At 72.2% G+C, this 12,149-nt stretch carries 10 protein-coding genes; 8 read left to right on the top strand and 2 right to left on the bottom strand.

The window, feature by feature from the left end; all coding sequences use genetic code 11:
* The first annotated feature begins 264 nt into the window (after positions 1-264).
* From O7619_RS00395 to O7619_RS00365, 7 genes are all read left to right on the top strand, one after another.
* Positions 265-1,401 carry a fused response regulator/phosphatase gene (locus tag O7619_RS00395; RefSeq protein ID WP_282284956.1) on the top strand — a complete coding sequence of 379 codons (1,137 nt, stop codon included), beginning with the start codon at positions 265-267 and terminating at the stop codon, positions 1,399-1,401.
* Positions 1,402-3,132, top strand: coding sequence for a sensor histidine kinase (locus O7619_RS00390; RefSeq protein ID WP_282284955.1), 1,731 nt, complete (start codon positions 1,402-1,404; stop codon positions 3,130-3,132).
* Positions 3,129-3,581, top strand: coding sequence for a response regulator (locus O7619_RS00385; protein ID WP_281586522.1), 453 nt, complete (start codon positions 3,129-3,131; stop codon positions 3,579-3,581). Before O7619_RS00390 ends, O7619_RS00385 begins: the two co-directional genes overlap by 4 nt.
* A complete protein-coding gene (locus O7619_RS00380) occupies positions 3,574-4,383 on the top strand; it encodes an inositol monophosphatase family protein (protein WP_282284954.1) in 810 nt (269 codons plus the stop codon). The genes O7619_RS00385 and O7619_RS00380 overlap by 8 nt, the downstream gene beginning before the upstream one ends.
* 120 nt (positions 4,384-4,503) lie before the next feature.
* Positions 4,504-5,544, top strand: coding sequence for a hypothetical protein (locus O7619_RS00375; protein WP_282284953.1), 1,041 nt, complete (start codon positions 4,504-4,506; stop codon positions 5,542-5,544).
* Positions 5,545-5,601: 57 nt separating this feature from the next.
* A complete protein-coding gene (locus O7619_RS00370) occupies positions 5,602-7,134 on the top strand; it encodes a fused MFS/spermidine synthase (RefSeq protein WP_282288994.1) in 1,533 nt (510 codons plus the stop codon).
* 71 nt (positions 7,135-7,205) lie between these two features.
* Positions 7,206-8,837: a serine/threonine-protein kinase gene (locus O7619_RS00365; protein ID WP_282284952.1), complete on the top strand. Its 1,632-nt coding sequence runs from the start codon at positions 7,206-7,208 to the stop codon at positions 8,835-8,837.
* Between the two features lie 81 nt (positions 8,838-8,918).
* Here the strand turns inward: O7619_RS00365 and O7619_RS00360 are convergent, their stop codons facing one another.
* Both O7619_RS00360 and O7619_RS00355 read right to left on the bottom strand, forming a co-directional pair.
* Complete coding sequence (locus tag O7619_RS00360) at positions 8,919-9,587, bottom strand: TrkA family potassium uptake protein (protein ID WP_282284951.1); 669 nt, start codon at positions 9,585-9,587, stop codon at positions 8,919-8,921.
* Positions 9,577-10,911, bottom strand: a complete 1,335-nt coding sequence (locus O7619_RS00355) for a potassium transporter TrkG (protein WP_282284950.1) — start codon at positions 10,909-10,911, stop codon at positions 9,577-9,579. Before O7619_RS00355 ends, O7619_RS00360 begins: the two co-directional genes overlap by 11 nt.
* Before the next feature lie 106 nt (positions 10,912-11,017).
* On the opposite strand from O7619_RS00355, the gene O7619_RS00350 reads away from it, so the two are divergent.
* On the top strand, positions 11,018-12,136 hold the full coding sequence (locus O7619_RS00350; RefSeq protein WP_282284949.1) for a glycerophosphodiester phosphodiesterase: 1,119 nt from the start codon (positions 11,018-11,020) through the stop codon (positions 12,134-12,136).
* Positions 12,137-12,149: the final 13 nt, after the last annotated feature.

The raw sequence follows: 12,149 nt of genomic DNA, 5'->3' as shown, positions 1-12,149 counted from the left end.
GCGTAACATCGTGGGTCGGTCTCGCCGCTGTCCGGGCGTACGGGTCACCCACCCGTCACACCGGCGGCGGTCCTGTTGTGTGCGACCGTTGTCTCCGCCAGGATCAGCAAGGGCACTCGGAAGGAGCCCGACATCACCAGCGAACTCCCGCGACTCGCGGCGGTGGCTCGGCCGCACCGGGGGGCCGGCGCGCCGGGTTCCGCCGCCGCGCCCCGAGGTGGTGCCGCACTGCACGGTGGCCTTCCGCCGGGTGAACGGCTGCGGGTGCTCCTGGTCGAGGACGACGAGGGCGACGCCTTCCTGGTCGGCGAGCTGCTCGCCGAGACCAATTCGATGATCGACCTGCTGGTGGCGACGAGCCTCAGCGAGGCCCGGCAGCGGGTGATGGGCGTCGACTGCGTCCTGCTCGACCTGGGCCTGCCCGACGCGCAGGGCCTGGACGGGCTGCGGCGGGTGCTGGAGATGGCGAGCGGCGCCGCGGTCTGCGTGCTGACCGGCCGTTCCGACGAGCACCTGGGCATCGTGGCGGTCGCCGAAGGGGCGCAGGACTACCTGGTCAAGGGGCAGGTCGACGGGGTCCTGCTGACCCGGGCGCTGCGCTACGCCGTGGAGCGCAAGCGGGCCGACGAGAACGCCCGCCGGCTGCGCGAGGTGGAGCTGCGCCAGGCCGAGTCCGCCCGCCTGGAGCGGGGCCTGCTGCCGCAGCCGCTGATGACCACCGACGAGGTGTCGGTGCACACGTTCTACCGGCCCGGCCGGCACGCCGCGCTGATCGGCGGCGACTTCTACGACGTGGTGCAGACCCGGCCGGACCGGATCGACCTGATCGTCGGCGACGTGTGCGGCCACGGCGTGGACGAGGCGGCGCTCGGGGTCGAGCTGCGCGTGGCCTGGCGGGCGCTGGTGCTGGCCGGGGTGCCCGACGACGAGGTGCTGCCGGCGCTGGAGCAGGTGTTGATGAGCGAACGCCGGCTCCAGGAGATCTTCGCGACGGTGGCCACCGCCCGGCTCGACCTGGCCTCCGCCCGGGCCACCGTAAGACTCGCCGGTCACCCGCCGCCGCTGCTGCTCAGCGGCGGTAAGGTCGCCCCGGTTCCGGCGAAGGGCGGGCTGTTGCTCGGCGTCCGCCCCCGTCGCCCCGTTGCCTTCGATCTGGAGTTCGACACCGATGACTGGTCCCTGCTGATGTACACCGACGGACTCATCGAGGGGCGGGTCGACGGCGGCGACGAACGGCTCGACGTGCCGGGGCTCACCGGCCTGCTCGCCGAGCCGGCCAACCGGACGGTGCCGCTGGCCGAGCTGCCGGCCTGGCTGGTCGGCCGCGCCGAGCAGATCAACGGTGGCCCGCTCGCCGACGACGTGGCGATGTTGCTGGTGACCCGGGGCGGGGGCCGATAAGTGAAGGCGTACCAGCAGGGGTGGACCCTGCGGCGGCGGGTGGGCGCGCTGCTCGGCGTGGTCCTGGTGCTGCTGCTCGGGCTGGCCGCCGCGGAGGCGGCGGTCGCGGCCAAGAACCGGCAGAACATCGACGCGGTCCTGCTCCGGACCGGCCCGCTGCGGGTCCAGGCGCAGGAGCTGATGAGCGCCCTGCTGGACCAGGAGACCGCGGTGCGCGGGTACGCGGTGAACGGCAACCGCAGCGACCTGGCGCCCTACGAGGAGGGCCTGCGGCGGGAGCGGAGCCTGGTCGCGTCGATGCGTGGGCTCGCCGCCGGCTATCCGGGCGTACGCCGGGAGTTGTCCGTCATCGAGGGGCAGGCCGAGCAGTGGCGGGCCCAGGTGGCCGAGCCGGTGATAGCGACCACCGAGCGCAGCGGTCCGGCGGCCGGCCAAGCGTTGATCACCGACCAGACCCGGCGGCAGTTCGACGGCATCCGGGCGTCGGTGGACACGCTCCAGGACGAGATCCTCGCCGTCCGCAAGGTGGCGGCCGACCGGGTGAACGACACCAGCGGCGTGCTGGTCGTGCTGCTGATCGTCGCGGCCCTGGTGGTGGCGGTGGCCGGCGCGGTGATGCTGCTGTCACTCGACCGGATGCTGATCCGCCCGCTGGCCGCCCTGGTGGGGCAGGTGCGGGAGGTCGCCGACGGCGACTACCAGCACCGCATCACCGGCTCCGGCCCGCCGGAGTTCCGCCAGCTCGCCGACGACATCGACCAGATGCGGCAGAAGATCGCCCAGGACCTGGACGAGGTACGCCAGGCCCGGGAGCGGATCGAGTGGGTCAACGACCAGCTTCAGAAGCAGGCCGAGGAGTTGACCCGCTCCAACCGTGACCTGGAGCAGTTCGCGTACGTGGCCTCGCACGACCTCCAGGAGCCGTTGCGTAAGGTGGCCAGTTTCTGCCAGCTCCTCCAGCGGCGCTACGCCGGGCAGCTCGACGAGCGGGCGGACCAGTACATCGCGTTCGCGGTGGACGGCGCGCAGCGGATGCAACGGCTCATCAACGACCTGTTGGCGTTCTCCCGGATCGGTCGGCTCACCACCGGCTTCACCGAGGTCGACCTGAACAAGGTGATGGGTGACGTGGCCGGGCAGACCGAGGCGGCCCGGCAGTACGCCGACGCGGAGCTGACCTGGGACCGGATGCCGACGATCAGCGGTGAGGAGCCGCTGCTGACCAACCTGCTGGCCAACCTGGTCAGCAACTCGGTGAAGTTCCGCCGCGCCGACGTGCCGCCGAAGGTGCACGTGTCGGCCCGGCTGGTCGACGGCGAGTGGGAGATCAGTTGCCGGGACAACGGCATCGGGATCGAGCCGGAGTTCGCCGACAAGATCTTCGTGATCTTCCAGCGGCTGCACTCCAAGGACGCCTATCCGGGCACCGGCATCGGGCTGGCGATCGTCAAGAAGATCGTGGAATACCACGGCGGTCGGGTCTGGGTGGACACCGACGCGGGGGAGGGCACCACCATCCGGTTCACGGTGCCCGCGCTGGCGGCCGACATCGAGGCGGCGAAGGCCACGGCAGCGGCGGAGGCCGCCGACGAGGCGGAGAGCGCGGAAAGCGCGGAGGGCGCGGAGCCGGTGGACGCCGAGGGTCAGCCGGACGGGGCGGTCGGGGCAGAGTCGCCCGCGGGAGCGGACCGACAGGATACAAACGGTGACATGAAGGAGACGGTGGGATGACCGCGCCTGCGGACGGCAAGAGCCCGATCGAGGTCCTGCTCGTCGAGGACGATCCGGGTGACGTGCTGATGACCCAGGAGGCGTTCGAGGAGCACAAGCTCCGCAACCGTCTGACGGTCGTCTCCGACGGCGCCGAGGCGCTCGCCTACCTGCGTCGCGAGGGCCCGTACGCGGACGCGGTGGCGCCCGACCTGATCCTGCTCGACCTGAACCTGCCCCGCCGGGACGGCCGGGAGGTGCTGGAGGAGATCAAGCAGGACGAGCAGCTACGCCGGATCCCGGTCGTGGTGCTCACCACCTCGCAGGCCGACGAGGACATCCTGCGCAGCTACCAGCTCCACGCCAACGCCTACGTGACCAAGCCGGTGGACTTCGAGCGCTTCATCTCGGTGGTCCGCCAGATCGACGAGTTCTTCGTCAGCGTGGTCAAGCTGCCGCCGCGTGGCTGACGCACTGCTGGACGACGTCGCCGCGCTGCTCCGGGAGGCGGCGGCCGAGGTGGTCGTGCCGATGTTCCGCCGGCTCGACCCGTCCGACATCTCCGAGAAGGCGCCCGGCGAGTTGGTGACCGTCGCCGACCGCGAGGCCGAGAAGTTGATCTCCGAAGGGCTGCGGCGGTTGCGTCCCGGCTCGGTGGTGGTCGGCGAGGAGGCCGTCGCCGAGGATCCGGACCTGCTCCGGCACCTGCACCGCGGCGGTGACGTGTGGTTGGTCGACCCGGTCGACGGCACGTCCAACTTCGCCGCCGGCCGGCGGCCCTTCGCGTTGATGGCCGCCCTGCTCACCGACGGCGTGCCGGCGGCCTCCTGGGTCTACGACCCGCTTGACGGCACGATGGCGGCCGGGCGGCTCGGCGCGGGGACCCGACTCGGCGGCACGCCGGTGCGGACCGACGGCCCGCCGCCGGCGGCGGGCGCGATGCGCGGCACCGCGATGACGACGTTCCTGCCGGAGAAGTTCCGCCGCGACGTCGAGGCCGGTGGCCGCCGGATCGGCGAGCTGCTGCCCGGCCAGCACTGCGCCGGCCGGGAATATCTGGACATGCTCACCGGCGCGCAGCAGTTCGTGCTGTTCTGGCGCACGCTGCCGTGGGACCACACGCCCGGCACGCTGCTGGTCCGGGAGGCCGGCGGGGTGGCCCGCCGGTTCGACGGCACCGACTACCACCCGGCCGACGAGGGGCGGGGCCTGCTGGTCGCGGCCAGTGCGGAGATCTGGGACGAGGTGTACGGGGCGCTGCTCGCGGGTTGAGCTGCGCCGCGCCACGGTCGCGACACGCTGCGTCGACATTATCCGCCATCGGAGGTCACGAATCTGGCGCGACGCACCTGGTCCGGTATCGTGACCGGCGGTTGACGGAAGGACCATCACGTGCCCAGGACCTGGCTCACCGGCCGGCGCGTCCGCCGGTCGCTGCTGACGCTGCTCACCGCGACGGCCGTGCTGCTCGGCGCCGGCCTCGCCGTCGGCGGCCCGGCCGCCGCCGCGCCCAGCCCGAACGCCGGCGACGAGGGCGGCAGCAAGCAGCTCCGGGCGGCGCTTGAGGCCGCCGCGAAGGGCCACATCGAGGCGAAGAACAAGCTGGACAACTCCAAGCGCCGCCAGGCCGCGCTTGCCGCCCAGCTCAAGGACATCGAGGTACGCCTGGTCGGGCTGACCGCCCAGGCCGGCGAGGTGGCCGTGCAGTCCTACCGGCAGGGCCGGCTGACCCCGGTGTCGATGCTGCTCGCCAGCTCCGGCCCGGACGACTTCCTCCACCGCGCGGCCGAGCTGGACATGATGGCCCAGCGGGACAGCAAGCGGCTGGGTGACCTGGCCGAGGCGAAGGCACAGGCCGTCGAGTCGAAGCTGGCCATCGACGCCGAGGTGCGGGAGCAGCAGAAGCAGCTCGCCGTGCTGGCCCGGAAGAAGAAGGACGCCGAGGTGGCGCTGGCCAAGGTCAGCTCCGGGGCCGGCTCGGGCTTCAGCGGTGGTTCCTCCTCGGCCAAGCCCGCGCCGCGTAACTCGGACGGCTCGTGGCCGTCGGAGTCCTGCTCGGTGGACGACCCGACGCCGGCCAGCGGCTGCATCACGCCGCGCACCCTGCACATGCTCCAGCAGGCCAAGGCGGCGGGTTACAAGCGCTACGCCTCCTGCCACCGCAGCGGCGGAGGCGGCGAGCACCCCAAGGGCCGGGCCTGCGACTTCGCCGCCGCCACCGGCGGCTTCGAGGACCGCTCGGCCACCGGCGGCGACAAGTCGTACGGGGACAGCCTCGCCAACTGGGCGAAGAACAACGCCAGCAAGCTGGGCATCATGTACGTGATCTGGTATCGGCAGATCTGGATGCCGAACACCGGCTGGCGGGCGTACAGCGGGGGCGGCAGCCCGGCCGCCGACCACACAAACCATGTTCACATCTCGATGTACTGACCCGGACGGTCAGGAACGCCGCGTACCCTCGCGACGGTGAGCAGCACATCGCCCGACATCGTCACGAATCCGGCAACCACGGCGCCGGTCCCGCCGCACGCCCTGCCGAACGGGCTGGCCGCCTTCCTGGTCTTCCTCTCCAGCGGGGCGGTGCTGGTGCTGGAAACCGTCTCGCTGCGCCTGGTCGGCCCGTACGTCGGGGTGACCCTCCAGGTGACCAGCTCGGTCATCGGCATGGCGCTGGCCGCCATCGCGTACGGGGCGTGGATGGGCGGGTGGCTCGCCGATCGGCGGGACCCGCGTGACCTGCTCGCCCCCGCCCTGGTGCTGGCCGGCATCGCCACCGCGATCACCCTGCCCATCGTCAGGTACGCCGGTGAGGCGTTGCGCGGCGGCGCGGCCAGCGCGGTGCTGCTGCTGACCGCGCTCACCGTGCTGCTGCCGGCGGCGCTGCTGGCCGGGATCACCCCGCTGGTGGTGAAGCTCCAACTCGCCGACCTGCGCCGCACCGGGCAGGTGGTCGGAAAGCTCTCCAGCATCGGCACGCTCGGCGGCATCACCGCCACGCTCGGCACCGGCTTCATCCTGGTCGCCGCGCTGCCCAGCTCGGTGATCGTGCTGGCGCTCGCCGCGGTGCTCGGCGTGACCGGGCTGGCGCTGGGATTCTGGCTGCGGCGGCGCTCCGGGGCCGGGTTGTCGGCGCCGGGCCGGGCCAAGGCGGCGCTGGCGTTGCTCGGCCTCGCCGCGGCCGGGCTCACCGCCGCCGCGCCGAACCCGTGCGACGTGGAGACCGCCTACCACTGCGCCCGGGTGGAGGCGGACCCCGGCTCGCCGGACGGGCGCACGCTCTACCTCAACTCGGCGCGGCACTCCTACGTCGACCTGGCCGATCCGACCCACCTGGAATACTCGTACACCCAGTGGATCGGCCTGGTCGCGGACCTGGTGCGGCCGGCGGGGCAGCCGATGGACGCGCTGCACCTGGGCGGCGGCGGCTTCACCGTGCCCGGCTACCTGGCGGCGACCCGGCCCGGCAGCGACAACCTGGTCTTCGAGGTCGACGGCGGGCTGGTCGACCTGGACCGGCGGGAGCTGGGCCTGCGCACCGGGCCGAAGCTGCGCGCCCGGGTCGGCGACGCGCGGGTGCTGCTCGGCGGCGAGCCGACCGACAGCCGCGACTTCGTCGTCGGCGACGCGTTCGGTCACCTGGTAGTGCCCTGGCACCTGGCCACCCGGGAGATGGCCGCCGACATCCGCCGGGTGCTCCGCCCGGACGGGATCTACGTGCAGAACGTCATCGACTATCCGCCGGACCGGTTCATCCGGGCCGAACTGGCCACCGTCTCGGCCGTGTTCGCGCACGTCGCGCTGATCGCCCCGCCGGGCGCGATCGCCGGGCGGCACGGCGCGAACTTCGTGATCGTCGCCTCGGACGCGCCGCTGCCGCTGGCCGGGATCCCGCCCGGCCTGAAGCGGCTCCCCGAGCTGGCCGAGCTGCTCGACGAGGCGCGGACGGCGGCCTGGGTGGGGGACGCGCGGGTGCTCACGGACGACTTCGCGCCGGTGGACCAACTCCTCGCGACCGCCTGAACGGGTGACTTTCCTGACCGATTACGACCGCGCAGGTGTAGCGAGGTCGACTTCGGGCAACTGCACCGACCATGGGCGGAGCGGTCAGGAACGGCGTGCAACTGCTCGGTGAGCGATACCGGCTGGTCGAGCAGTTGGGCGCCGGTGGCATGTCGGTGGTCTGGCGCGGCTACGACGAGGTGCTCGGCCGGCAGGTGGCGGTCAAGGTGCTCGCCTCGCGGCTCGCCAGCGACAAGGCGTTCCGGCACCGGATCCGCGTCGAGGCGCAGGCCGCCGCGCGGCTCTGCCACCCCAACATCACCAACGTGTACGACTACGGCGAGTCCGTCCAGGTCGGGCTGACCGTGCCGTACGTGGTCATGGAGCTGGTCGACGGCGGCCCGCTCAGCGGCCGGCTCGGCCGGGACGGGCAACTTCCCTGGCGGGAGGCGCTGACCATCGGCGCGGAGGTCGCCTCGGCGCTCGCCACCGCGCACGCCCGGGGCGTGGTGCACCGCGACGTCACCCCCGGCAACGTCATGCTCACCCCCAACGGGGTGAAGGTCGTCGACTTCGGTATCTCGGCGCTCGTGGGGGAGAGCGACAAGGGCCCGGACGGCGCGTTGCTCGGCACCCCCGCCTACCTCGCCCCGGAGCGGCTGAACAACGGCCACGTCTCGCCGGCGACCGACGTCTACGCGGTCGGCCTGCTGCTCTACCGGATGCTCACCGGGCGGCTGCCGTGGCAGGCCAGCACCACCACCGAGATGCTGCGCGCCCACATGTACCGCGACCCCGACCCGATGCCCCCGGTGCCCGGGCTCCCGGCCCCCGTCGCCGACCTGGTGCACCGCTGCCTGGCCAAGCGCCCCGAGGACCGCCCGGTCACCGCCGAGGTGGCCCGTACGCTCGCCGAGGCGGTCGGGATCGCGTCGATCGTGCCGGTGTCGCCGGCGTTCGGCCCCGTCGACCCGGTGCTGGCCGAGAACGCGAACACCACGATCCTGCCCTGGTCGGCGGCGACCGACGCGCTGCCGTACTCGGCGATCCGCACCCGGACCCGGCGTTCGGCGACGCGGCGGCGCAGGGTGGAGGCCGGGGTGGCCGCCGCCGGGCTGATCGCGGTCACCGCCACCATGTGGGGCCTGACGTCGAAGAGCCCGGCCAGCGGCGGGGTGGAACCGACCGAGGCGCGGATGGGCCTGCCCGAGCCGGTGCCCTGCGCGGTCGACTACTCGTTGCGCCGGGACACCGGCAAGGACTTCTCCGCCGAGCTGACGATCACCAACACCGGTGCCCGGGAGCTGCGCGACTGGACCATGAGCTTCAGCTTCCCCGGCAAGCAGGCGGTGACCACCGCCCAACCCGCGGTACGCCAGGTGGGGCGCACGGTGTCGGTCGCGGCGCCGGCGTCCGCACCGGCGCTGGCGCCGGGCGCGTCGACGAAGCTCACGTTGGCCGGGCGCTACACCGGGAGCAACACGCTGCCGGTGGCGTTCACGCTCGGCGGCCACCCCTGCGGGGTGCAGGTGTCGGGCATCGCCGGCTCGGTGCCGGTCACCACCGCGCCGAAGACGAAGGCCCCGGCCAAGCCGGCCGCGAAGACCACGAAGACCGCGGCCAAGAGTGGGCCGGCGAAGGCGAAACCGAAGCCGGCGCCGAAGGCCAAGCCGCCGAAGCCGCCCAAGGCCAAGGGCAAGGAGAGCGGTAAGGGAAAAGGCTAGGCGGACAGCCGGAGGGGGGTGGGCCCGGCAAGGGCAAGGGCAAGGGTCCCAGGGGGCCGAAGGGCTGACGGCCAGGTCCGGTCAGGTCAGCTCCGCGAAGCGCTGCACCTGGCTGATGCTGCCCTCCACGATGAGCACGCTGTCCGGCGGCAGGACCGTGTCCGGCCCGGTGTAGCGGAACGGCTCACCGGGCAGCTTCGCGCCGACCACCATCACCCCGTACCGGTTTCGCGGGGCGATCTCGCGCAGCGTGCGCCCGACCAGTGGCGCGGGCACCCGCACCTTGGCGATCGCGAAGTCGTCGCCGAACTCGATGAAGTCGAGCATCCGGCTGACGATCAGGTGCGCGACCCGTTCGCCGGTCTCCGCCTCCGGGAAGATCACGTGGTGCGCGCCGACCGAGTGCAGGATCGTGGCGTGTTTCTCCGAGGTGGCACGCGCCCAGATCTGCGGGATGCCCAGCTCGGTCAGGGCCAGCACGGTGAGCACGCTCGCCTCGACCGAGGCGCCGATGGCGACCACCACCCTCGGCAGGCCCGTCACGCCGAGCTGGCGCAGCGCCATCTCCTCGGTGGCGTCGGCCTGCACCACCCGATCCAGTTCGGTGGCCCACCGTTGGACCTGGGCCGCGTCGCGGTCGATGGCGAGCACGTCGTGGCCGAGGCGGGTCAGCGCCCGGGCGAGGTGGTAGCCGAACCGGCCCAGGCCGATCACGACCACGCCGGTGTCGTCCGAGTGTCTAGCCGACAATGGGTTGCTCCTCCGGATAGCGGTACAAACGTCGCCTGGTGTTCAACGCGAGCGCCGATCCGAGGGTGAGCGGGCCGACCCGACCGATGTACATGAGCGCGGTCAGCACGTACTGGCCGTGCGGTGGCAGCTCCCGGCTGAGCCCGACGGTGAGGCCGGTGGTGCTGAACGCGGACGTGACCTCGAACAGCGCGGCGTAGAAGCGCACGTGCGAGGTGAACACGATCAAACCGACCGTGCCGGCGGCCACAAGCGCCACGCTGAGCAGGGCGACCGTCAGTGCCTGCCGCTGGCTGGCCGTCGACACCCGGCGACGCCCGACCGTGGTGTCCGGCTCGCCGCGCAACTCCGCCCAGATCGCGAAGCCGAGCAGGAAGAACGTGGAGACCTTGATGCCGCCCGCGGTGCTGGCGCTGCCGCCGCCGACGAACATCAGGCCGATCAACATCGGGTAGCTCTCCTCGGCGAGCCGGTCGACGTTGATCATGTCGAAGCCGGCGGTCCGGCTCAACGCGATCTGACCGAACGCGGCCAACACCTTGCCCGGCAGGTCGTACGTGCCGATCGTGTCCGGGTTGGTCCACTCGGCCAGCAGCAGGTAGCCGAAGCCGAAGGCGGTGAGCGCCACGCTGCCCCAGACGGTGAGCTTGGTGGCGACCGCCCACCGGCCGGGCCGCCGCCACTCCCGTACCGCCTCGAACAGCGCCGGGAAGCCGAGCCCGCCGACGATCGAGCCGAAGCTGAGCGACAGCGTCACCCACGGGTCCCGGGAGAACGCGACCAGCCCGTCGGAGTAGAGGGTGAAGCCGTTGTTGTTGAACGCCTGGACCGAGTGGAACACGGCGAACCACAGCGCGTGCCCCGGCGGATAGTCGTAGGCGAACCAGAAGCGTGCGCCGATCACGGCGGTTATCACGGCTTCGGTGACGAAGACGGTGGCCGCGATCCGGAGCAACAGCCGGCGCACGTCACCGAGACCGAACTCGGCGCTCTCGGCCTGCACGAGCAGCCGGTTACGCAGGCCGAGCTGCCGGGAGACCGCCAGGATCACCAGCGACGCGCCGGTCAGGATGCCGAGGCCGCCGAGCTGGGTCAGCAGCATGATCGTCACGAGGCCGAAGTTGTTCCAGTAGTTCGGCGTGTCGACCATCGTCATGCCGGTGACCGAGACCGCCGACGTGGCGGTGAACAGCGCGGTCGAGAACGGGGTCCAGCGGTGCGCGTCGTCGGCCCAGGGCAGCATGAGCACGCCGGTGCCGATCAGGATCACCGCCAGGAACCCGAGCGGCACCAGCCGTACCGGCTTCCGGAGCAGACGGCGCACCACGTCATCTTCCGTCCGGAGATTCACCGGCAGGTCAGGAACCGACCAACTGCACGTCAACCACGCCGGGTCTGCTGTGCGTACCCATCGACGACAGGAGACGGCGTTGCGACGTACCCTTTCCGCCCTCGGCGTGGCCGGCGCGCTGCTCGCGGCGGCGGCCGTGGTGGTGCCGGCCGTGGCCGCCCAGGCCGGCCCGGGCCCCCGCGCCGAGCGCCCCCACGCGGCCCAGCGACCGATCGTGATCGGACACCGTGGCGCGAGCGGCTACCGGCCGGAGCACACCCTTGAGTCCTACCGGCTGGCCATCCGGCAGGGCGCCGACTTCATCGAGCCGGACCTGGTCTCGACGAAGGACGGCGTCCTGGTCGCCCGGCACGAGAACGAGATCTCCGGTACGACGGACGTGGCGGCACACCCCGAGTTCGCCGCCCGCAGGGCGACGAAGACCATCGACGGGGTGACGGTCACCGGCTGGTTCACCGAGGACTTCACGCTTGCCGAGCTGAAGACGCTGCGCGCCAAGGAGCGGCTGCCGCAGGTGCGGGTGACGAACACGGCGTTCGACGGCCAGTTCCCGATCCCGACCTTCCAGGAGATCGTCGACCTGGCCCGGGCCGAGTCGAAGGCGCGCGGCCGGACCATCGGCGTCTACCCGGAGACGAAGCACCCGACCTACTTCGCCTCGATCGGGCGCGCGCTGGAGGAGCCCCTGGTCGCGGTGCTCCGCCGCAACCGACTGACCCACCGCGACGACCCGGTCTTCATCCAGAGCTTCGAGACGGCCAACCTGCGCAAGCTCGACAAGCTGACCGACGTGCGGTTGGTCCAGCTCATGGACGCCACCGGCGCGCCCTACGACTTCACCGCCGCCGGTGACCGCCGGACCTACGCCGACCTGGCCACCACCGCCGGCCTGGCCTGGGTCTCCCGGTACGCCGACGGCGTCGGCCTGAACAAGAACCTGATCGTGCCCCGCGACAGCGCCGGCCGGCTGCTCACGCCGACCTCGGTGATCCGGGACGCGCACCGGCTCAACCTGGTGGTGCACGCCTGGACGTTCCGCGCCGAGAACCAGTTCCTGCCGCTGGACTTCCGGCTCGGTGCCGACCCGAACGCGCGCGGCGACATCACCTCCGAGTACGAACTCTTCTTCGACCTGGGTCTCGACGGCGTGTTCGCCGACCAGCCCGACACGGCGGTCGCCGCCCGCACCGGCCGCTGACGCCGCCTGCTTA

It is taken from the genome of Micromonospora sp. WMMD998 (assembly GCF_029581235.1).
GTDB lineage: Bacteria > Actinomycetota > Actinomycetes > Mycobacteriales > Micromonosporaceae > Micromonospora.
This window is presented reverse-complemented; position numbering and strand designations above follow the sequence as displayed.